Raw genomic sequence first — 21608 nt, forward strand, 5'->3', positions numbered from 1 at the left:
GGCCTACCGCACCCGCCGTCGTCGTGCACCACGTGACACACGCCAGAGGCTGACCCCGTGGAGGCGGCACCGGCCGCACCAACGCCCACCTCGCTCGGATCCGCGGTGCCCCACCTCGCTGACCGGCAGACGCCCGCGCTCGTCGTCGACGCCGACGCGCTGGAGGCCAACCTCGCCGACATGGCCGCCCGGAGGCCCGGCGCCACGCTCCGCCCGCACGTCAAGGCGCACAAGACGACGGCGCTGGCCCACCGGCAGGCCGCTGTCATGGGCTACGAGGGGCACCTGCAGGCCCTGCCCGACGTCGCCGAACGGGCGCGGCTCACCGGGGAGTGCATGGCGCGGCTGCTGGCGGCGCACGCCGACGTCGGGGGCGACGTCGTCTCGGGCGGCGGGACCGGGACCTCGGCGGTGAACACGTGGGTCACCGAGATGCCGGCCGGGTCGTACGCGCTGATGGACTCGGCGTACACGGCGGCGGGGGTCGGGTACCGGCAGGCGCTGCACGTGCTCGGGACGGTGGTGTCGGCGTCCGCGGCGGGCCCGGACATGCCCGCGTACGCGGTGGCCGACGTCGGGCTCAAGGCGCTGGGGATGGACCACGGCAATCCGTCGATCGCCAGTGCTCCTGGGGCGAGCGGAGCGACGGGGGGAGGTCACGTCTGGTTCCGCTCCGACGAGCACGTGACGTTCGCGGCCGACGCCGGCACCGAGCCAGCCCGCGTCGGCGACCACGTGCTCGTCGTACCCGCCCACATCGACCCGACGGCCGCCCTGCACGAACGCATGCACCTGGTGCGCGACGGCGAGGTCCTCGACACCTGGCCGGTCGACCTGCGTGGCTGGTGAACCACCTCGCCCAGGACGTACCCGCTCGGACGCGCATGGTGCCCCGGGTCGACCGGGTACCGCTCCCCGCGAGAACCGAAGGCATCCGCGCTCACCCCAGCGGGCGCGGCGAGAAGGAGGAAGACCGGATGGACCTGTCGCGCACGAGGGATCTCTTCGAACGGCAGGGGCCGTTCGCGACGGTCTACCTGGAGGCGACGAACCCCGGCGAGAACGCGGCCAAGCAGACCGAACTGCGCTGGCGCGGGCTCTCGGACTCGCTCTCGGAGCAGGGGGCCGACGACAAGACGATCGCGGCGCTGGACGAGTTGTTCTCCTCGACCGCCGGCGGCGACCTGAACGCGTACGGCCGCGTGGTCGTCGCGTCGGCCGACGGCGTGCTGTTCGACGAGGCCGTGGAGGGCGTCGACCGCTCGGGCGACTCCGCCACGTGGTCCCCGTTGCCCGAGCTCGGCGCGTACTACCGGTCGCAGTCCGGCTCGGTGCGCGTGCTGCTCGTCGTGGCCGACCAGACCGGTGGCGACGTCCACCAGCTCGTCGCCTCGAACGTCGAGGGCGCGCGCGAGCTGGACGAGGAGACGATCCGCGGCTCCGCGGTCGAGTCGGTGCACAAGCCGCGCGAGGGCGGGAACGCCCACAAGCACCGCCAGCGCCGTCACGCCGAGGCCGCGTACCAGAACGCCGCGGACGTCGTGAAGGGCGTGCAGTCGGCGGTCTCGTCGTTCCGGCCCGAACTGATCGTCCTGGCGGGCGAGGTCAGCGGTCGCGAGGTCGTCCGCACCGAGATGCCCAAGGGGCTCCTCGAGATCACCCGCGAGGTCGAGGCCGGCAGCCGGGCCGCCGGGGCGAGCGAGGACGCGCTCGAGGAGGCCCTGCTCAACGAGGTCGGGCGGTTCGCGACCGAGCGCGAGACTGCGATCGACCAGCAGTTCCAGGAGGCCAAGGGTCACGCCAACGCCGCCGAGGGCCTCGAGCCGGTCCTCGAGGCCGCCCGGACCGGGGCGATCGCGACGCTGATCCTCGTCGACGCGCACCCGGTGCCCGGCGAGCTCTACGTCGGCGACAGCCCGGAGGCGCTCTCCACCGACCCCGCCAACCTGAGCTCGATCTCGGACGCGGAGCCGGTCGCGCGGCCGGCCGAGCAGGTCCTGGTCCGGGCGACCGGGGCGATGGGCGGCGACATCGCGGTGCTCGGCGCCGGCGCGGAGCTCACCGACAACGTCGGCGCGCTGCTGCGCTTCCCGACCGGGAGCTAGGTGCGCTTCGCGCATGTGAGCACAAATCCGTGTCATGACACGGATTAGTGCTCACATGCCGAAGGCACCCACGGGCCGGGTACGGCCGTCCGGGTGATCCGTGGAACGGGAGCCGGGCGGCCCTCCTCGAAGGAACATGAGCTCCCGCAAGCGCGTCCGCCGCGCCCCCCGGTCCTCCTCGCCCCGGTCCGCGCCGCGTCCCTCCCAGCCCCCGCCCGACGACGAGGTGGTGGTGAAGCTCGGCGGCCCCGGGGACCTCGTCGCGTCGCTGCCCTCGATGCTCGGGTTCGTCCCGGAGGAGTCGGTGATCGCGGTCGCGATGCACCGGCGCGGTGCCCGCTCCCGGGTCGGCGGCATGGCCCGGATCGACCTGGTCGCCGCCGCCGATGCGCCGGAACGCGCGGAGATCGACCGGGTGCTGACCGACGCGATCGTGCAGCGGCTGGGTCCTGCGGTGCCCGACTCGCTGGTCGTGGTCGTCGTCTCCGAGGCCGACCCGGTCGGGCGACCACCGCACGGCGGGCTCGTCGACGCGCTGACCGAGGCGTTCGCCGCGATCGGGGTGCCCGTGACCAGCGCGGTCTGGACGGCACGGGTCGCGGCGGGCGCCCTCTGGCGCTGCTACGACGACTGCGGCTGCACCGGCGTCCTGGCCGACCCGACCGGCACCCTCGCCGCCGCCGAGACCGCAGCGACCGGGCGGGTCACCTACGGCTCGCGGGCCGAGGTGGACGCGTCCCTCGCCCCCGATCCCGCGGCCGGTGCGCGCCGCCGCCGGGAGCTCGTGGACGACGCGCACCAGGCCGCGCTGACCGACCGGGAGCTCTCCGGTCTCGCCGCCGCCCGCCGCGACCTCGACGCGGTGCGGCACGCGGCCGCCGAGGTCGGGCGCGGGGTGGTGCTCACCGAGGACGAGATCGCGCGGCTCGCGGTCGCGCTGTGCGACCCGCGGGTGCGCGACGTGTGCCTGGGCTTCGCCGCGGGCCACGACGACGCGGTCGACCCCGACCACGCCTGGCAGCTGTGGACGCTGCTGATGCGCGCGGTACCCGCCCCGGAGGTCGCCGAGCCCGCCACCCTGCTGGCGTTCGCCACCCTGGACCACGGCGGCGGTGCGACCCTGACGACGGCGCTCGTGCGCGCGATGGACGCCGATCCGGGCCACCAGCTCAGCCGGCTGCTCGGCAGCATCGTCGCGGCGGGCATGGACCCGGCCGACGTCCGGGAGATGGTGGCCGGGGCGTCCGCTGAGGCGGGCGCGAGGCTGGCGGCGTGAGGGGCGGGCCCGGCTCAGCCCAGCTCGGCGAGGGCGGCCGGGATCTCGGCGGGCTTGTCGACGACGGCGGCCGCGCCCGCCGCCTCGAGCTCCGCGCGGCCCCCGAAGCCCCACGAGACGCCGAGGCAGGGCAGGCCGTGACGGCGGGCGCCCTCGACGTCGTTGTGACGGTCGCCGACCAGCCCGACGACGGGGCCGCCACCGTGCTGCGCCAGCGCCAGCCCGACGACGGCCGCCTTGCCCTCGACGCTGCCGTCGAACGCGGCGCCGTGCACCCCGCCGGCGAAGGCCTCGACGAGACCCAGGTGCGCCACGACCTCGCGGGCATAGGGGGCGGGCTTGCTGGTGGTGACGGCGAGGACGTCGCCGCGGTCGAGGAGCTCGTCGAGCGCGTCGGTGACGCCCTCGTAGAGCGAGACGTCGAACATCCCGCTCGCGCCGTACACCTCGCGGTAGGCCGTCATCATCGCGTCGCCGGTCGGCCCGTCGACCCCGAGCACGTCCCGGAACGCGGCGGGGAACGGCGGCCCGATCAGCAGGCGTAGCTGCTCCGGGGTGGGCTCGGGGATCCCGACGGCGCCGGCGGCGTGCCGGACCGACGTCTGGATGCCGGGGCCGGAGTCGACGAGGGTCCCGTCGAGGTCGAAGAGGACCAGCATCAGGCGGCTCCCACCCGGGCGGCCCGGGCGAAGGCCCAGGCGTCGGCGACGATGCCGTCGAGATCGCCGCGCCGCGGCGTCCAGTCCAGGCGGGTCCGGGCGCGCTCGGCGGACGCGACGAGCACGGCGGGGTCCCCGGCCCGCCGCGGCGCGACGACCGCGGGGATCGGGTGCCCGGTCACCCGCCGGCAGGCCTCGACCACCTCGCGGACCGAGAACCCGGTGCCGTTGCCGAGGTTGCACACCAGGTGCCCGCCCGCCTCGGCGTGCTCCAGCGCGAGCAGGTGGGCGGCGGCGAGGTCGTCGACGTGGATGTAGTCCCGCACGCAGGTGCCGTCGGGGGTGGGCCAGTCGTCGCCGAACATCGAGACGTGATCGCGCTCGCCGAGGGCGACCCGGAGCACGAGGGGGATGAGGTGGGTCTCGGTGGTGTGCCGCTCGCCGAGCATCGGGCCCTCGGCCGGGCGGTGCGCGCCCGCGACGTTGAAGTAGCGCAGCGACACCGCCCCGAGCTCCCCGCCCGAGGCCGCGGCGTAGGAGGCGATGGCGTGGTCGATGGCGAGCTTCGTCGCGCCGTAGGGGTTGGTGGGGCGGGTGGGGGAGTCCTCGGTGATCGGGCTGGTCTCCGGCTCGCCGTAGGTGGCGGCGGTGGAGGAGAACACCAGCCGCGGGACCCGGTGGGCGCGGACGGCGTCGAGCAGCGCGACCGAGGTGACCACGTTGCCGTGCCAGTACTTCGCCGGGTCCACCACCGACTCGCCGACCAGCGAGCGCGCCGCGAAGTGCAGCACGCCGCGGAACTCGCCGGAGCCCAGCACGTCGCCCGCCGCGGCGGCGACGTCGCCCTCGACGAACGCGGCGGCATCCGGGACGGCGTCACGGTGCCCGGTGGAGAGGTCGTCCAGGACGGTGACCTCGTGGCCGGCCGCGAGCAGGTGGGCGGTGCACACGCTGCCGACGTAGCCGGCGCCTCCGGTGACGAGCAGCTTCATGAGCACGAGTCTGTCGCACGCCGCTGTGCGGACGGTGAGCGGCGGGGACGGCGAGCCGCGGGGACGATCAGACCGCGCGGACGAGCACCGCGTGCGCCACCAGCGGGTCGACGTCGGAGCGCTGCCCGGCGTGGCCGACGTTCACCGCGTCCCCGAACCGGGGGATGCCCGTGACCTCGACGTCGCTGCCCGGCAGCACACCCGCGGTCTTCAGGCCCGCCATGAGGGACTCGTTGAGCTGCACGTGCTCGGCGATCCGGCGGATGACGACCTTGCCGCCGCCGGACCGGGCGAACTCGTCGAGGCGGACCAGGCCGGCCTCGTCGGGGGTCGGGGTGCGGGTGGGGAGCTCGGTGAGCCCGCCGCGCAGCTCCTCGAGCCCCGGGATCGGGTTGCCGTAGGGGGAGACCGACGGCTCCCCGAGCAGCGCGAAGACCTTCTTCTCGACGGCCTCGCTCATGACGTGCTCCCAGCGGCACGCCTCGGTGTGGACGTGCTCCCACTCCAGGCCGATGACGTTGACCAGCAGCAGCTCGGCGAGGCGGTGCTTGCGCATGACGGAGACGGCCTTGGCCCGCCCCTCGGGGGTGAGCTCGAGGTGGCGGTCCCCGGCGATGTGCACGAGGCCGTCGCGCTCCATCCGGGCGACCGTCTGGCTCACCGTCGGGCCGCTCTGCTCGAGGCGCTCGGCGATCCGCGCGCGCAGCGGCGTGACGCCCTCCTCCTCGAGCTCGTAGATGGTGCGCAGGTACATCTCCGTGGTGTCGATGAGGTCGTTCATCCCCACCCCTTCCGTCCCGTGCCCGATCCTACCGAGGGACCCGACACCGTGGACGCGGCGCGGCGACGGCCGGGGCACGATGGAGTGCGTGCCGACCACCGCGACGCCGCTCGTCGCCGCCCCGGACCTGATCTCCGAGCTCGCCGACGGCCCGGCCGGGACCGAGGGGCGTCCCGTCGTGCTGGACGTCCGCTGGCGTCTGGTCCCGCCGCCGAAGGGCCGCAAGCCGCGCCGGCGCCCCGACCCCGTCGGCGAGCCCGACTTCGACGCCGGGCACGTGCCGGGTGCCGTGTTCCTCGACGTCGACACCGACCTCGCGGGCCCGCCCGGCCCGGCCGGGCGCCACCCGCTGCCCGACCCCGACGACCTGCAGACCACGCTGCGCCGCGCCGGGATCGGGTCGGAGAGCCCGGTCGTGGTGTACGACGGCGTCGGGGCGGGCGACGGCATGGCCGCCGCGCGGGCGTGGTGGGTGCTGCGCTGGGCGGGCCTGGCCCCGGAGCGGGTCCGCGTGCTCGACGGCGGGCTCGACGCGTGGACGAAGGCCGGCGGGGAGACCTCCACCGAGTCCGGCGGCGCCCGCCGGCCGGGCGCGATCGCGGTCACGGCCGGCGCGATGCCGGTGCTCACCGCCGACGCCGCGGCCGACGTCGCGGACCGCGGGGTGCTGCTGGACGCGCGGGCCCCGGAGCGCTTCCGCGGGGAGACCGAGCCGATCGACCCGGTCGCGGGCCACGTCCCGGGCGCGGCCAACCTCCCGGCCGGCTCGTTGCTCGCCGACGACGGCCGGTGGCGGCCCGCCGACGAGCTGGCGGAGGCGCTGCGCGGGGTCGTGGGCGAGACCGGACCCGTCGGCGCGTACTGCGGCTCCGGGGTCAGCGCGACGATGCTCGTGCTCGCCGCCGAGATCGCGGGGCTGCGCCCGCCGGAGGACCCGGTGGCGCTCTACGTGGGCTCCTGGTCGAACTGGTGCGCCGCGAAGCGGCCGGTGGCCACCGGCGCGTGACGCCCCCCGGCCCGGTCCCGCCCCGTTTCGGGCGAAGGGACCCACCGCCCGCTGTCCGGACCGAAGGGCACCTTCGCTCGGAACGGGTCCTCGGTAGCGTCGGGCCCATGCGCACCACGGTGGTCTGGGACGAGGCCCTGCTCGCCTACAAGCTCTCGACCGACCACCCGTTGCACCCGGTGCGGCTCGACCTCACGATGCGGCTCGCCCGCGGGCTCGGCGTGCTCGACGGGATCGAGCCGCTGATCCCCGACCCGGCGCCCGACGAGGAGCTCGAGCGCGTCCACGTGGCGTCCTACCTCGACGCGGTGCGGCGCGCCCCACGCGAGGGCGACGACCCCCTTCACCAGCTCGGCACCATGGACAACCCGATCTTCGAGGGCATGCACGACGCGGCCGCCCTCGTCGCCGGCGGCTCGATCGCGGCCGCGCGGGAGATCGCCGAGGGCCGGGCCGACCGCGCGGTCAACCTCTCCGGCGGGCTCCACCACGCGATGCGCGACCACGCGTGGGGCTTCTGCATCTACAACGACTGCGCGATCGCCATCTCCTGGCTGCTCGACCACGGCTACACCCGCATCGCCTACCTCGACACCGACGTGCACCACGGCGACGGCGTCCAGGCGGCGTTCCTGAACGACCCGCGGGTCATGACGATCTCGATGCACCAGCACCCGCGCACCCTCTGGCCCGGCACCGGCTTCGCCTCCGAACTGGGGGAGGGCGCCGCCGCCGGGACCTCGGTGAACCTGCCGCTGCCGCCGGGCACCCGCGACCGCGAGTGGCTGCGCGCCTTCCACGCCGTGGTGCCGTCGCTGCTGCGGGCCTTCGAGCCCCAGGTCCTCGTCACGCAGTGCGGTGCGGACACCCACCACGAGGACCCGCTGGCCGAGCTCTCGCTCACCGTCGACGGGCACCGCGCGATCTACCGGGCGTGCCGCGACCTCGCCGACGAGCACGCGGGCGGCAAGTGGCTCGCCCTCGGGGGCGGCGGCTACAACCTCGTCCGCGGCGTGCCCCGCTCCTGGACCCACCTGCTCGCGACGGTGCTCGACCGCGACCTCGACCCCGACCGCTCGATCCCGGCCTCCTGGACCTCCTACGCCGCGGAGATCTCCACGCGGCCGCTGCCCACGTCGATGACCGAGGACGCCCCGACCGACTGGACGCCGTGGGGCGGGTACACCGAGCTGGACGTGGACCGCTTCGTCCTCGAGACCCGCCGGGCGGTGTTCCCGCTGCACGGCCTGGAACCGCAGAACATCCTGGACTGAGGCATGAGCTCGCAGGCACCCGAGACCACCGGCGCCGACGACCGCACCGACATGGACGCGGCCACGATGCCGATGCACGCCGCACCGGACGCGCCCTACCCGCGGCACTGGGAGGCCGACGTCGTCGCCGCCGACGGCGCCACCGCCCACCTGCGCCCGATCAGACCCGACGACGCCGACGCGGTCGTCGCGTTCCACTCCCGGCTCTCCGAGCGCACCCGCTACTACCGGTACTTCAGCCCGTACCCGACGATCCCGGCGCGCGACCTCAAGCGGTTCGTCGAGGTCGACCACCACGACTCGGTGGCCCTGGTCCTCTGGCTGGGCGACGAGATCATCGCGATCGGCCGCTACGTGCGCCTGGGTCCCGACGACCCGTCGGCGGAGGTGGCGTTCGTCGTCCGCGACGACCACCAGGGCCGGGGCCTCGGGTCGATCCTTCTCGAGCACCTGGCGGCGGCGGCGGAGGAGGTCGGCATCACCCGGTTCGTGGCCGAGGTGCTCACCGAGAACCGCGCCATGATCCGGACCTTCCGCCAGGCCGGCTACGACGTGGCGCGCGCCGTCGAGGGCTCGACGCTGCACCTGGAGTTCGACGTCGCCGCCACCGAGCGCTCGACCGAGGTGCGGCTCGCCCGGGAACAGGCCGCCGAGGCCCGCAGCGTGGCCAACGTGCTGCACCCGCGCTCCGTCGCGGTCGTCGGGGCGTCGGTCGACCCGGGCAAGCTCGGGCACGTCGTGCTCGCGAACCTGCTGCGCCAGGGGTTCACCGGGCCGGTCTACCCGGTCAACCCCGAGGCCCGGTCCGTGTGCGGCGTCCGGGCCTACCCGACGGTGCTCGACATCCCCGACGACGTCGACCTCGCCGTCGTGGCCGTCCCCGCGCCCGAGGTGTCCGGGGTGGTCGACGGCTGCCTGGCGAAGGGGGTCAAGGCCCTCGTCGTCGTCACCTCCGGGTTCGGCGAGACCGGCGACGCGGGCGTCGCGGCGCAGCGCGAGCTGGTCACCCTGGCCCGGTCGCGCGGCATGCGCGTGGTCGGGCCGAGCGCGCTCGGCGTCGTCAACCTCGACCCCGCGTACCGGCTCAACGCCACCCTCGCGCCGCAGCTGCCGCCCCCGGGCCGGGTCGGGTTCTTCTGCCAGTCCGGCGCCCTGGGCATCCAGATCCTCGCGACCGCCGCCCAGCGCCGGCTCGGGCTCTCCACCTTCGTCTCGGCCGGGAACCGCGCGGACCTCTCGGGCAACGACCTCATGCAGTACTGGGACACCGACCCGGCCACCGACGTCGTCCTGCTCTACCTCGAGAGCTTCGGCAACCCGCGCAAGTTCGCGCGGGTGGCGCGGCGGCTGGCGCGGCGCAAGCCCGTCGTCGCGGTCGCGAGCGGACGGCACGCGACGCCGGGGCTCGCGGCATCGACCTCGCCGCTGGAGGACGCCTCGGTCGCCGCGGTGTTCGACCAGTCGGGCGTGATCCGGGTGAGCTCGGTCGACGAGCTCTTCGACGTCGCGCTGCTCGTGGCGAACCAGCCGCTGCCCGCCGGCCCGCGCATCGGCATCGTCGGGAACTCCAGCGCGCTCGGCGTGCTCGCCGCCGACGTCGCGCTCGCCACCGGCATGCACCTGGCGTTCCCGCCGGTCGACGTCGGGGCGATGGCCGACCCGGCGGAGCTCGCCGACGCCGCGGCGCGCGCGCTCGAGGACGACGGCTGCGACGCGCTCGTCATCGTGTTCTCCCCGCCGGTCTCCACCGACGGCGCCGAGCACGCCGACGCGCTCGCCGAGGTCGTGACCGGCGCGGACAAGCCGGTGACGACGACGTTCCTCGCCTCCGCGGGGGTGCCCGAGCACCTGGTGGTGCCCTCGCCGCCGGAGGCGGGCGGCGCGGACGTGCCGGCCCGCGGCAGCGTCCCGTCCTATCCCTCGCCGGAGCGCGCGGTGCTCGCGCTGGCCCGCGTCGTGCGCTACACCCAGTGGCTCCAGCGCCCGGTGGGGGACTTCGTCGTGCCGCCGGGCTGCGACCTCGCCGCGGCGCGGGCGCTGGTGGACTCGTGGGGGCCGTTCGAGACGGCGGCGGTGCTCACCGACGAGCAGGCCGACGCACTGCTGGCGAGCGTCGGCATCCGGGTGGCGCCGTTCCGCCGCGCCCGCTCCGCGCAGGAGGCGGTGGACGTGGCCGCGGAGCTCGGCGGGACGGTGGTGCTGAAGACCGTCGTGCGCACCTGGCGCCACGGCAGCGACCTCGCCGGGGTCCGCCTCGGGCTCACCGACCCCGAGGCGGTCGCGACGGCCTACCAGCAGCTCGCCCAGCTCTCCGGCTCCCCCGAGGTGGACGTGCAGTCCCAGGTGCCGCCGGGGCTGCCGGTGGTCGTGGAGCTGCGCGACGACCCGTCGTTCGGGTCGCTGGTGTCGTTCGGGCTCGCCGGCGTGGTGACCGAGCTGCTCGGGGACCGGGCGTACTGCGCGACCCCGCTGTCGACGATGGACGCGCACACGCTGGTCCGGGCGCCGCGGGCCGCGCCACTGCTCGACGGTTACCGGGGCAGCCGGCCGATGGACCTGGCGGCGCTGGAGGACCTGCTGCTGCGCGTCGGGCAGCTGGCCGACCACGTCCCGGAGCTGCGGGCGCTCTCGCTCGACCCGATCCTCGCCGCCGAGCGCGGCGCCCATCCGACGTCGATGCGCGCGGTCCTGGGCCCGCCGCCCGGGCCCCTCGACGCCGGGCCGCGGCGGCTGCCGGAGTAGCCCATGTGAGCGGATTCGGTCGTCGGGGCGGCCGATCCCGCCCACAATCTGCGGCGATGCGTGCCGCCCCGATGACCCTGCTGTTCCCGTCGGCCCTGCTGGGGGTCGCGCTGCTGCTCGCCGGGTGCGCGGGGAGCGCGACCCCGCCGCCCGACCCAGCCACCCCGCCGACGGTGGCCACCGGCGCGCCGCCCGGCGGCACCTCGACGCCACCCGTGCCCGCCGACCCGCTGACCGCGGACCCCCCCGACGGGACGACGGCGCTGGATCCCTCGCGCGTCGAGGTCCGTGGCCTGCCCCCGGGGTTCCCGACGCTGGTCTGGACCCGCGGGCCCCGGACCCTCGGCGTCTACGGGCGCGCCGGCGGGTGCACCGAGGCGAGCGCCCAGCTGGTGGAGCAGACCGCGCAGGAGGTGACGGTGCGGGTGCTGCAGACGACGACCTCGCCGGGCCCCTGCACGCGCGAGCTGCGCTATCCGCCGCTCGAGGTGACGCTCGCGCAGGACCTGGGAGCGCGCCGGGTGGTCCTCACCGGCGAGGTGCGCTGACGGTGCCGCCCCGTGGCCCCGGCGGTCGGTCCGGGGAAAGCCGAGAGACCGGGCCGGCCCCCGGCCGTCCCGGTCCCTCGTCGCCGACGACCGTGGTGGTCGTCCTGTCCGGACGCGCGGGCGGTACCGCCGATCCGGCGTGCCCGGGGTCACACCGCCTGCGCGTGGGTAGAGCATGCCGCCCTCCGAACGGAGGGGTCAAGCAGTCAGGTGGGCGGTCACGATCGTCCGCCTCCGCACCGATTCGGTGACGGTCGGTGACGACGGCGGGCGCGGGGCGCAACCCTGCGGCGCGGCCGGGACCCCGGACGGGCCCCGACCGCGGCGGGGGGATGCAGCCGGTCAGCTCGCGGCAGTCCTAGCTCGCGGCAGTCCTAGCTCGCGGCATAGGCCTTGAGTCGGCGGGCGCGGTCCCCCTCGCGGAGCTTCGACATGACCTCGCGCTCGATCTGGCGGACGCGCTCCCGGGAGAGCCCGAACTGCTTGCCGATCTGGTCGAGCGTGCGGGGCTGCCCGTCGTCGAGCCCGTAGCGGAGCCGGATGACGTTCTGCTCCCGCTCGTCGAGCGTCGCGATGACCCGGCGCATGTCGTCGTGGAGCAGGCCGGAGATCACCGTCGACTCGGCGTCGGTGGCCTCGGCGTCCTCGATGAAGTCCCCGAGCGGGGCCTCCTCCTCGGAGCCGACCGGCATGTCCAGGCTCACCGGGTCCCGGCTGTGGTCGAGCAGGTCGGAGACCTTCTCGACCGGGAGCCCGGACTCCTCGGCCAGCTCCTCGTTGGTCGCCTCGCGGCCGAGGGTCTGGTGCAGGTCACGCTTGATGCGGGCCAGCTTGTTGACCTGCTCGACCAGGTGGACGGGCAGGCGGATGGTCCGGGCCTGGTCGGCCATGCCGCGCGTGATGGCCTGCCGGATCCACCATGTCGCGTAGGTCGAGAACTTGAAGCCCTTGGAGTAGTCGAACTTCTCCACGGCCCGGATGAGGCCGAGGTTGCCCTCCTGGATGAGGTCGAGCAGCGGCATCCCGCGGCCGGTGTAGCGCTTGGCCAGCGAGACGACGAGCCGCAGGTTGGCCTCGAGCAGGTGGGCACGGGCCCGCCGACCGTCCCGGGCCACCGCCCGGAGGTCCCGGGCGCGGTCCGCGTCGAGCGTGTCGTCTTCGAGCAGGTGGGCCGCGTAGACGCCGGCCTCGATGCGCTTCGCGAGCTCCACCTCGTCGGCGGCCGTCAGCAGAGCGGTCTTGCCGATACCGTTGAGGTAGACGCGAACGAGGTCGGCAGCCGGGCTCTGGGCGTCGAGGTCGCTCTGGGCCTCCGCCTCGGTCTGCAGCGCGGTAGTCTCGGGGACGACGTCGGGGGTCGACTCGGGCAGGACGGCCTCGGCGTCACGAGACTGCTGCGGGGCGAGTGTCGCCGTCATGGAATCCTCCCTGCGCGGCGTTGGTCTGGCGCGCCGCGTCACATGGTCGAACGCACGGCGGGACGCGATCGTTCCCGCGCGCCGCGCACCGTCCGGTTAACCGCTTGTGACGGTGCCGACGCGTGTTCCGAGCCATCGGCGAGCAACCCGTGTCACACCTCGACGAGCACCGTGAACGGGCCGTCGTTGACCGACTCGACGGCCATCTCGGCACCGAACACCCCCCTCGCGACCGGGGCGCCGCGCCCGCGCAGGGCCTCGACGACGCCGGTGACCAGCCGCTCGGCGTCCGGGCCCGGTGCCGCCGCCGACCACGAGGGTCGTCGCCCCGTCCGCGTCTCGCCGTAGAGCGTGAACTGACTCACCACGAGCAGGCCCGCTCCGGTCTCGGCGCAGGACCGTTCGCGCGCCCACTCCCCGTCGCTGCGCTCGCCCGGACCCAGGATCCGCAGCTCGTGCAGCTTGCGGGCCATCACCGGCACCGGATCGTCCGCGGTGCCCACCCGGGCGGGGTCGTCGCGGTGGACCCCGAGCAGGACGAGCAGCCCCGGCCCGTCGAGCGCCCCGACGGTCTGGCCGGTCCCGATGGTCGAGCTCCGCTCCGCTGCGTCTCCGGTCCCGATGGTCGAGCTCCGCTCCGCTGCGTCTCCGGCGACCACCACCGACGCGCGGGTCACCCGGGCGACCACCGCCCTCACCGCGGCACCACCATGCCGTGCAGGAAGATCTCCCGGACGACGGGCAGCGCCGCGGCGGTGAGCTCCCCGGCGTCGCGGCCGTGGGCCAGGGCGAGCAGCACGCAGAGGTCGCGCAGCGGCAGGTGGCCGCGGCACCCGGCGAGCAGCGCCTCGCCGAGCTCGTCGAGGTCGTGGCGCCACTGCGGCCCGTCGAGACGTACCAGCGTGCCGCCGATCCGCCGCCAGGCAGGGTCGCCGCCGTCGTCCTCCTCCGGCGCGGCCGGCGTGTAGCCCCGCTCGAGCGCCGTCGTCGGGGGGACGACGAGGGCCTCGTCGAGCAGGTCGTGCCCCCGCAGCCACGCCACCCGGTCCAGCCAGGCCTCGACCTCGGGGCCCAGCGGGTCGCCGTGGGCCTGGCGCATGTCCTCGCACACCACCGTGCCCGGCACGCCCGACGTCGTCCGCCGCAGCGTCACGAAGCCGAAGCCGATCCCGACGACGTCGTGCTCGGCGAAGAAGTCGAGCCAGCGCGCGGAGCGGGCGCGCCCGGCCGGGGAGGCGGGGTCGACGCCGGCGTCGCGCAGCCAGGAACCGACGTGCAGTCCGGGGTCGACGACGTCGCGCTGCACCACCCACGCGTCCAGCTCACCCGGCGCGGCGGCCTCGGCGGCCGCGGCGAGCCAGCGGCGGGGGCGCGCGTCCCACCCGTCGTGCGGATCCCCGGCCGCCCGCGCCGCCTCGACGTCGGGCCGGGTGATGAGCCAGGAGGCGAGCAGCTGCCCGACGCCGCCCTCGGCGAGGTACGCGGGCAACGTCGAGACGAGCAGTTCGCTCGCGCCGTCGCCGCCCAGACCCGCGTCGCGGTAGACGTGCTCGATCTCCGGCGGGCCGGGCACGAACGGCGGGTTGCAGACGACCTGGTCGAAGCGCCGTCCCGCGACCGGCTCCCACCACGGCCCGGCGAGCACCTCCACCTCGACCCCGGAGATCGCGAAGCTCGCCCGCGCGAGGGCGAGCGCCCGCTCCGAGACGTCGGTGGCGGTGAGCGTCGCGGCGTGCCCGGACGCGTGCAGGGTCTGCACCCCGCAGCCGGCGCCGAGGTCGAGCAACGTCCCGACGGGGCGGCGCACCGTGGCCCGCGCGAGCGACAGCGACGCCGCGCCGGTGCCCAGCACGTGCTCCCGGGCCCGGTCGGGCGACCCGGCCGCGTCGTCGGGACGCAGCTCGAGGTCGGAGAGCACCCACCAGGACCCGTGCTCGTCGGCGTGCGGGCGCACGTCCAGCGCGGCGGTCACGGCTCCGCCGTCGCGGCGCAGCAGCCCGGCGCGGACGGCGTCGTCGAGACCGACGGGGTGCAGCGCCGCCGCGACGTCGGGGGCGGGTCGCGCCTCGCCGAGCAGGAACAGGCGGACCAGGGTCGCGAGCGGGCCGGCGTCGCCGACCGCGCGCGCGGCGGGTTCGGGCTCCCCGCGGTCCAGCGCCGCCCCGGCGTCCGCCCCGAGCGCCCCGGCGACACCGTCGACGGTGAACGCGGCCGCGCGGAAGGGGTCGGCGAGGCGGGCGGCCAGCTCGGGCAGGGCGGCGAGGGCCGGTCCGGCGTCCGGGGTCGGTGCGCTCACGGGGACAGTCTCGGACAGACCGTCCGGGATCGGTTCACCACCGTCCCGGACCTTGTGACGTGTGGCACAGCGCCCCAATGGGGAAACAGCCTGTCCGACGAGAGGGGACAGTGCCGCGGAGATCGTGGCAAGGTTGCCCGATCGCGGTCGGCGCGTGACGCTGTGCACACCTGGTGCGGCGCGGCGTCGAGGCCGGCCGGCCGATCCGTAGTCGAGCGATCCGGAGGGTGAGCGGATGTCGGAGCAGGGCACAACGACGGGGAGTCAGGGGAAGCAGTACCCGCCGGACCCCGAACTGGCGAAGACCGCCAACGCCCGCCCCGAGATGAAGGAGCAGGGCCTCGAGGAGTTCTGGGACGAGCAGGCGAAGCAGCGGCTCGACTGGTTCGAGCCGTACCACACGGTCCTCGAGTGGAACCTCCCCCACGCCAAGTGGTTCGAGGGCGGGAAGCTCAACGCCTGCTACAACTGCGTGGACCGCCACGCGGAGGGCGACAAGGCCGACAAGGTCGCCCTGCACGTCGTCCCGGACGACGGGCCGGATTCCGACCAGGCGCGCGACATCACGTACGCGGAGCTGCAGCGGCAGGTCGTCAGGTTCGCGAACGGCCTGAAGAAGCTGGGCGTGGGCAAGGGCACCGGCGTCGGAATCTACATGCAGATGATCCCCGAGGCCGTCGTCGCGATGCTCGCGTGCGCCCGCCTCGGCGCGCCGCACACCGTCGTCTTCGGCGGGTTCAGCGGCAAGGCGGTCGCCGAGCGCTGCAACGACTTCGAGGCCAAGGTCCTCATCACGCAGGACGAGGCGATGCGCGGCGGCAAGGTCGGCTCGCAGAAGACCAACGCCGACGACGGCCTGGGCAGCGACACCACCGTCGAGAAGGTCGTCGTCGTCAAGCGCACGGGTGGCGACATCCCGATGACCGACCGGGACGTCTACCTCGACGACCTGCTCGAGGGGGAGTCCGACGACCCGTCGTCGTGCCCCTGCGAGCCGATGGAGTCCGAGGACCTGCTCTTCCTGCTCTACACCTCGGGGTCGACGGGCAAGCCGAAGGGCGTCGTCCACACCACCGGCGGCTACCTGACCGGTGTCACCACCACGACCAACCTCGTCTTCGACGTGAAGGAGGACTCGGTCTACTGGTGCGCGGCCGACATCGGCTGGATCACCGGGCACAGCTACATCACCTACGGTCCGCTGGCCAACGGCGTGACCTCCGTCCTCTACGAGGGCGTCCCCGGCTACCCGGACAAGGACGTCTGGTGGAAGATCGTCGAGAAGTACGGGGTGACGATCCTCTACACCTCGCCCACCGCGATCCGCTCCCACATGAAGTGGGGCGAGAAGTACGCGCAGTCCGCGGACCTCTCGTCGATCAAGATCCTCGGCAGCGTCGGCGAGCCGATCAACCCCGAGGTCTGGGAGTGGTACCGCGAGTACGTCGGCGGCGGCAAGGCGCCGATCATGGACACCTGGTGGCAGACCGAGACCGGGCACATCCTGATCACCCCGTTGCCCGGGATCACGACGCTCAAGCCGGGCATGGCGCAGCAGCCCTTCCCGGGCGTGCGGCCCGAGATCCGGGACGACGAGGGCAACGTGCTCGGCACCGAGCAGACCGGCAACCTCGTGCTCACCGCGCCCTGGCCGGGCATGATGCGCACGCTGTACAAGGACGACCAGCGCTTCCGCGACACGTACTGGTCGAAGTACTCGGACGCGTACTTCGCCGGTGACGGCGCCAAGTACGACGCCGACGGCGACATCATGCTGATGGGGCGCATCGACGACGTCGTCAACGTGTCCGGGCACCGCCTCTCGACCTTCGAGGTGGAGAGCGCGCTGGTCGAGCACGAGTCCGTGGCCGAGGCCGCCGTCGCGTCGCGCAAGGACCCCGACACCGGGCAGGCGATCGTCGCCTTCGTCTCGCTCAAGGGCGACACGCAGGGCACCGAAGAGCTGGAGCAGGCCCTGCGCGAGCAGGTGGCCCAGTCGATCGGGAAGCTGGCCCGGCCGGCGTCGGTGATCTTCGCCCCGGACCTGCCGAAGACGCGGTCGGGCAAGATCATGCGCCGCCTGCTCAAGAACCTCGCCGAGGGCGAGGAGCTGGGCGACACCACCACGCTCGTCGACCCGTCCGTGGTCGAGGAGATGCAGAAGCAGATGCAGCAGGGCTAGGTGCGCTTCGCGCCCGTGAGCACTTTCCGGGGCGATCACCCCGGAAAGTGCTCACGGGCCGGAGGCACCTAGTCCGACACCCGCTCCTCCGGCGGCGGGGCGGACTCGCCCCGGAGCTCCTCGAGCAGCTCGGTGACCCGGTCCATGATCCGGTCGGTCGCCTCCTGCAGGGCGCTGCGCCGGCCCTGCTTGCCCACCAGGTCGGAGAGGTCGACGGGCTCGCCCGCGAGGACGTGCAGCGTCGCGCGCGGGACCAGGGTGGGCCGCTTCGCCGTGGGCGGGAGCAGGTGGTTCGAGCCCCACTGCGCCACCGGGATCACCGGGGCGCCCGTCGCGAGCGCCATCCGCGCGATGCCGGTTTGCGCCTTCCGCGGCCAGCCGTCGGAGTGGTACGCGAACCCGCCCTCGGGATAGACGACGACGAGCTCGCCGCGGTTCACCGCCTCCACGGCGGCCCGGTAGGCCTCGATGCCCGAGGCCTTGCGGTCCACCGGGATGTGGCGGCCCCCGCGCAGCGGCGAGCCGACCACCCGCATCGCCCACAGCTCCTTCATCGCCAGAAACCGCGGCACCCGGCCCTGCGCCAACCCGTACGAGACGAGCACGATCGGGTCCACGTGCGTGAGGTGGTTCGCCGCGATCAGGGCGCCGCCGGTGGGCGGCACGTGACGGCCGCCGCGGAAGTCCCAGCGGGCCACGGCCATGAGCACCGGCCAGAGCAGGTCGATCGCGAACCCGTAGCCGAACCCGCGGTCGCGCCGGGCGTAGAGCACCCAGATCGCCAGCTTGCGCCACAGCCGCACCGCGCGGCCCGGCGGCCGGGCGTCGTGGCCCTGCGCGACCCGCCGGACCCGCGGGTGCGGGCGGGGCGCGGGCGGGCCGTCCGGCTCCCGGGTCGCGACGTCGGGCGCGGGCGGCTCGGGCGGGGGCGCGAGGCGGGGGGCGTCGCGAGGCGCGTCGTCGGGCTGCGAGCTCATGCCCAGGATCATGTCGTGTCGTTCGGTCCCCCCGCAGGAGCAGTTCTGCCTCCGAACCGCCGGCGGGTCGATCGCGATGATCCAGGCGTCGTCGGCATCCCGGGAGAGGACCACGTATGGGGCAGGCAGCAGCACGGGTGGCACGTGCGGTGGGTGCGTTCGTCGACGGGCCGCTCCCGGTGCGGATCCGCGCCTGGGACGGCAGCGAGGCCGGCGCGCCCGCCGACTCCGGGGCCCCCGTCGTCGTGCTGAACCACCGGCGCGCCCTGCGGCGCCTGCTCTGGCAGCCGGGGGAGATGGGGCTGGCGCACGCGTACGTCTCGGGCGACCTGGACGTGGACGGCGACCTCGGCGAGGGCCTCGCCGCGATGTGGGGCCTGGTGCGCGACGGCGCGGTGACGCCGCGCCGGCCACGGCTCGGCGAGCTGCCCGGCGTCGTCGGGAACGCGGCCCGGCTCGGCCTGCTCGGCCCGAAGCCGGCCCCGCCGCCCGAGGCGATCCGGCTCCCGCGGTGCGCCCGGCTGCACTCCAAGCTGCGCGACCGCGCCGTCATCGCCCACCATTACGACGCCGGCAACGACTTCTACGAGCTGATCCTCGACGCGAACATGGCGTACTCGTCGGGCTACTGGCCCGACCTCGACGCCCCGCTCGATCCCGACACGCTGCGCCGCGCCCAGGACGCCAAGCTCGACATGGTCTGCCGCAAGCTCGGGCTGGGGCCGGGCTCGACGCTGCTCGACGTCGGGTGCGGCTGGGGCTCGCTGCCGGTCCACGCCGCGAAGCACTACGGGGCCCAGGTCCGCGGGGTGACGATCGCGACCGAGCAGCGCGACCACATCAACCAGTGGATCCGGGCCGAGGGCCTCGCCGACCGCGTCCAGGTCGACCTCGTCGACTACCGCGACATCCCCGCCCGGATCGAGGAGTACGGCACCTTCGACGCCGTCTCGAGCATCGAGATGGGCGAGCACGTCGGCGACGAGAACTACCCGACCTTCGCCGCGACGCTCCACGGCGCGCTGCGCCCCGGCGGGCGGGCGCTGGTCCAGCAGATGAGCCGCGGCGCGAACCATCCCGGCGGCGGCGCGTTCATCGAGACCTACGTGACGCCCGACATGGTGATGCGCCCCGTCGGGGACACGCTCACACTGCTCCAGCGCGCCGGGCTCGAGGTCCGCGACGTGCACGTCATGCGCGAGCACTACGTCCCGACGATCCGCGCGTGGCTCGCCACGCTCGAGGCGCACTGGGACCGGGCGGTGGCCCTCGCCGGGGTCCGCGGTGCGCGGATGTGGCGGCTCTACCTCGCCGGCGGTGCGCTCGCCTTCGAGGAGAACCGCATGGGCGTCGACCAGATCCTCCTGGCGCGGCCCACCGCGACGGGCCGTTCCGGCATGCCCACGACCCGGGCCACCTTCGAGCCGGCGGGCCTACAGGTCGGGGCGAGCGGAGCGACGGAGGCGGGGCGGGGTACTCCGGCGCCGTGAGCTTCGATTGGGCTGCCGCCGGTCTCCTGCTGGCCGTCGCCGCGGCCGTCGTCGTCGTGACCTTCGCGGTGACGCTCGGGGTGGCGCGGGCGGTCGGCAAGCACAGCGTCGTCGACGTGACGTGGGGCCTGGGCTTCGTGCTGATCGCCGCGGCGGCCTACGTGACGTCGGGCCTGCTGGGCGTCGGGAACCCGACGGTCCGGCTGGTCGCGCTGCTGCTGCCGGCGATCTGGGGGCTGCGGCTCGCGATCTACATCGGGTGGCGCAACCACGGCAAGGGCGAGGACCCCCGCTACACCGCGATGCTGGGCGATGACCAGCCCGGCGGCGCGGTCACCTGGGCCGTCGTGCGCAAGGTCTACCTGCCCCAGGCCGGCGTCATGCTCGTCGTCGCGCTGCCGGTGCTCGCCGCGATGGTGCGGGCCTCCACGGTGATCGCGGTGCTCGTCGTCGGGGGCGTGGTCTGGCTGGTCGGGATGGTGTTCGAGTCGGTCGGCGACGCGCAGCTCGCCCGCTTCAAGGCGAACCCGGACAACAAGGGCACGGTCCTCGACTCCGGGCTCTGGCGGTACACGCGCCACCCGAACTACCTCGGCGACTTCTGCGTGTGGTGGGGCATCTTCGTCGTCGCCGCGGGGCACCCGGCGGCGTTGGTGACGGTCGTCGGGCCGGCCCTGATGAGCTACCTGCTGATCGGGGTCACCGGCAAGGAGCTCACCGAGAAGTCGATGTCCGGACGGCCGGGGTACGACGAGTACGTGCGGCGGACCTCCGGGTTCTTCCCACTGCCGCCCGACACCGCGCCCGCCCGCGCCACCTGAGGAGTCCCGACCCGTGACCGATCCGCTCCCCGACGGTCTCGTCGCCCTGCTGCGCCGCCCCGCCCCGTGCTTCCTCGCGACCGTGATGCCCGACGGCTCCCCGCAGCTCACCGAGACCTGGGTGGACACCGACGGCGAGCACATCGTCGTCAACGTCGTCGAGGGCATGCAGAAGGCGCGCAACGTCGCCCGCGACCCGCGGGTGGCGGTCAACGTCACCGACCCCGACCAGCCCGCGCGCTACTGGGGCGTGCGCGGGCACGTGGTGGAGACGACGACCGAGGGCGGTGCGGAGCACATCGAGGAGCTCTCGCAGCGCTACCTCGGCCGCCCGTACCCGAACTTCGGCGGCGGGAACGGCGCGCGGCTGATCATGCGCATCGCGGTCGACTCGTTCGCGCACACCCCGGAGTGGTGACGGGGGTCAGGCTTCCGCGCGCTTGCGGAGCACCGCCAGCGCCGAGTCCGCGTGCTCGTCGAACCGCATCTCGCCGGTGATCACGTCGAGAACCGTGCGGTCGGTGTCGATGACGAAGGTCTTGCGCTTGATCGGCAGTGCGGGCAGCCACGACCGCTTGGCGTCGAACTGCTTCGCGACGACGCCCCTCGGGTCCGAGAGCAGCCGGTAGTCGAACGAGTTGTTCACCGAGAACGTGTGCTGCTTCTCCACCGAGTCTGCGCTGATGCCGACCCGCTGCGCACTCACCGCGGCGAACTCGCCCGCGAGGTCGCGGAGGTGGCAGCTCTCCTGGGTGCACCCGCCGGACGACGCCAGCGGGTAGAAGAACAGCACCACCGGGCCGTCGGCGAGCAGGCCGGAGAGCGTCCGGGTGGTCCCGGTGTCGTCGGCGAGCGAGAAGTCGGGCGCGGTGTCTCCGGCCTTCATGGGGTTCCTTCCGGCAGTGGTGTGTCGGAGCGCGTTCGGGCGGGGCCGTGATCCGGTTCGCCGTGACGCCCGCGACACCCTCGCACCCGTCGTCGGGATCGTCGCGCGCGCAGGATGGACGACGTGACCCTGCCCCCTCGACGGTCGAGCTCCCC

Annotated in this window: 19 protein-coding genes; 11 read left to right on the plus strand and 8 right to left on the minus strand. The window is 74.5% G+C overall.

The annotated features are described in order from the left end of the window. Positions 1 to 57 precede the first annotated feature (57 nt). The 3 genes from VGH76_RS12525 (at position 58) to VGH76_RS12535 (ending at position 3381) form a co-directional block, all read left to right on the plus strand. Positions 58 to 849 (plus strand): hypothetical protein, encoded by a 792-nt coding sequence (locus VGH76_RS12525; protein ID WP_331557009.1) that lies wholly within the window; start codon positions 58 to 60, stop codon positions 847 to 849. 128 nt (positions 850 to 977) lie between these two features. Next, positions 978 to 2105: a hypothetical protein gene (locus VGH76_RS12530; RefSeq protein ID WP_331557010.1), complete on the plus strand. Its 1128-nt coding sequence runs from the start codon at positions 978 to 980 to the stop codon at positions 2103 to 2105. A gap of 136 nt (positions 2106 to 2241) precedes the next feature. Continuing rightward, positions 2242 to 3381, plus strand: a complete 1140-nt coding sequence (locus tag VGH76_RS12535) for a DUF4192 domain-containing protein (RefSeq protein WP_331557011.1) — start codon at positions 2242 to 2244, stop codon at positions 3379 to 3381. Positions 3382 to 3395: 14 nt separating this feature from the next. Here the strand turns inward: VGH76_RS12535 and VGH76_RS12540 are convergent, their stop codons facing one another. The 3 genes from VGH76_RS12540 to VGH76_RS12550 all read right to left on the minus strand — a co-directional run bounded on the left by VGH76_RS12540 (position 3396) and on the right by VGH76_RS12550 (position 5813). After that, positions 3396 to 4040: an HAD hydrolase-like protein gene (locus VGH76_RS12540; protein ID WP_331557012.1), complete on the minus strand. Its 645-nt coding sequence runs from the start codon at positions 4038 to 4040 to the stop codon at positions 3396 to 3398. After that, positions 4040 to 5032, minus strand: a complete 993-nt coding sequence (gene galE, locus VGH76_RS12545; protein WP_331557013.1) for a UDP-glucose 4-epimerase GalE — start codon at positions 5030 to 5032, stop codon at positions 4040 to 4042. The genes VGH76_RS12540 and galE overlap by 1 nt, the downstream gene beginning before the upstream one ends. 67 nt (positions 5033 to 5099) lie before the next feature. Continuing rightward, positions 5100 to 5813, minus strand: coding sequence for a metal-dependent transcriptional regulator (locus tag VGH76_RS12550; protein ID WP_331557014.1), 714 nt, complete (start codon positions 5811 to 5813; stop codon positions 5100 to 5102). 79 nt (positions 5814 to 5892) lie between these two features. Between VGH76_RS12550 and VGH76_RS12555 the strand changes: the two genes are divergently transcribed. The 4 genes from VGH76_RS12555 to VGH76_RS12570 all read left to right on the plus strand — a co-directional run bounded on the left by VGH76_RS12555 (position 5893) and on the right by VGH76_RS12570 (position 11383). Then, positions 5893 to 6819, plus strand: a complete 927-nt coding sequence (locus tag VGH76_RS12555) for a sulfurtransferase (RefSeq protein ID WP_331557015.1) — start codon at positions 5893 to 5895, stop codon at positions 6817 to 6819. A gap of 107 nt (positions 6820 to 6926) precedes the next feature. Then, positions 6927 to 8093 carry an acetoin utilization protein AcuC gene (locus tag VGH76_RS12560; RefSeq protein WP_331557016.1) on the plus strand — a complete coding sequence of 389 codons (1167 nt, stop codon included), beginning with the start codon at positions 6927 to 6929 and terminating at the stop codon, positions 8091 to 8093. Between the two features lie 66 nt (positions 8094 to 8159). Continuing rightward, on the plus strand, positions 8160 to 10835 hold the full coding sequence (locus VGH76_RS12565; RefSeq protein ID WP_414637720.1) for a GNAT family N-acetyltransferase: 2676 nt from the start codon (positions 8160 to 8162) through the stop codon (positions 10833 to 10835). 56 nt (positions 10836 to 10891) lie between these two features. Next, positions 10892 to 11383, plus strand: coding sequence for a hypothetical protein (locus VGH76_RS12570; protein ID WP_331557017.1), 492 nt, complete (start codon positions 10892 to 10894; stop codon positions 11381 to 11383). A 374-nt stretch (positions 11384 to 11757) separates the two neighbouring features. On the opposite strand, the gene VGH76_RS12575 is transcribed toward VGH76_RS12570, so the two are convergent. The 3 genes from VGH76_RS12575 to VGH76_RS12585 all read right to left on the minus strand — a co-directional run bounded on the left by VGH76_RS12575 (position 11758) and on the right by VGH76_RS12585 (position 15097). Continuing rightward, positions 11758 to 12801 carry a sigma-70 family RNA polymerase sigma factor gene (locus VGH76_RS12575; RefSeq protein WP_331557018.1) on the minus strand — a complete coding sequence of 348 codons (1044 nt, stop codon included), beginning with the start codon at positions 12799 to 12801 and terminating at the stop codon, positions 11758 to 11760. A 152-nt stretch (positions 12802 to 12953) separates the two neighbouring features. Further along, positions 12954 to 13499, minus strand: coding sequence for a D-aminoacyl-tRNA deacylase (locus VGH76_RS12580; RefSeq protein ID WP_331557019.1), 546 nt, complete (start codon positions 13497 to 13499; stop codon positions 12954 to 12956). Further along, positions 13496 to 15097 carry a DUF7059 domain-containing protein gene (locus VGH76_RS12585; protein ID WP_331557020.1) on the minus strand — a complete coding sequence of 534 codons (1602 nt, stop codon included), beginning with the start codon at positions 15095 to 15097 and terminating at the stop codon, positions 13496 to 13498. The genes VGH76_RS12580 and VGH76_RS12585 overlap by 4 nt, the downstream gene beginning before the upstream one ends. Before the next feature lie 235 nt (positions 15098 to 15332). On the opposite strand from VGH76_RS12585, the gene acs reads away from it, so the two are divergent. Further along, the gene (gene acs / locus VGH76_RS12590) at positions 15333 to 17279 is read left to right on the plus strand and encodes an acetate--CoA ligase (RefSeq protein WP_331557021.1); all 1947 of its coding nucleotides are present in this window, start codon (positions 15333 to 15335) and stop codon (positions 17277 to 17279) included. 68 nt (positions 17280 to 17347) lie between these two features. Here acs and VGH76_RS12595 read toward each other — a convergent pair whose 3' ends face one another. Continuing rightward, the gene (locus VGH76_RS12595) at positions 17348 to 18256 is read right to left on the minus strand and encodes a lysophospholipid acyltransferase family protein (RefSeq protein ID WP_331557022.1); all 909 of its coding nucleotides are present in this window, start codon (positions 18254 to 18256) and stop codon (positions 17348 to 17350) included. A 116-nt stretch (positions 18257 to 18372) separates the two neighbouring features. On the opposite strand from VGH76_RS12595, the gene VGH76_RS12600 reads away from it, so the two are divergent. The 3 genes from VGH76_RS12600 to VGH76_RS12610 are packed head-to-tail and all read left to right on the plus strand — an operon-like array spanning position 18373 to position 20985. After that, complete coding sequence (locus VGH76_RS12600; RefSeq protein ID WP_414637719.1) at positions 18373 to 19746, plus strand: class I SAM-dependent methyltransferase; 1374 nt, start codon at positions 18373 to 18375, stop codon at positions 19744 to 19746. Further along, positions 19743 to 20567: a DUF1295 domain-containing protein gene (locus VGH76_RS12605; RefSeq protein WP_331557024.1), complete on the plus strand. Its 825-nt coding sequence runs from the start codon at positions 19743 to 19745 to the stop codon at positions 20565 to 20567. Before VGH76_RS12600 ends, VGH76_RS12605 begins: the two co-directional genes overlap by 4 nt. A 13-nt stretch (positions 20568 to 20580) precedes the next feature. Further along, the gene (locus tag VGH76_RS12610; protein ID WP_331557025.1) at positions 20581 to 20985 is read left to right on the plus strand and encodes a PPOX class F420-dependent oxidoreductase; all 405 of its coding nucleotides are present in this window, start codon (positions 20581 to 20583) and stop codon (positions 20983 to 20985) included. Between the two features lie 6 nt (positions 20986 to 20991). Here VGH76_RS12610 and VGH76_RS12615 read toward each other — a convergent pair whose 3' ends face one another. After that, the gene (locus VGH76_RS12615; RefSeq protein WP_331557026.1) at positions 20992 to 21453 is read right to left on the minus strand and encodes a peroxiredoxin; all 462 of its coding nucleotides are present in this window, start codon (positions 21451 to 21453) and stop codon (positions 20992 to 20994) included. Positions 21454 to 21608 lie beyond the last annotated feature (155 nt).

Source organism: Actinomycetospora sp. (assembly GCF_036497585.1).
In the GTDB taxonomy this organism is placed as follows: domain Bacteria; phylum Actinomycetota; class Actinomycetes; order Mycobacteriales; family Pseudonocardiaceae; genus Actinomycetospora.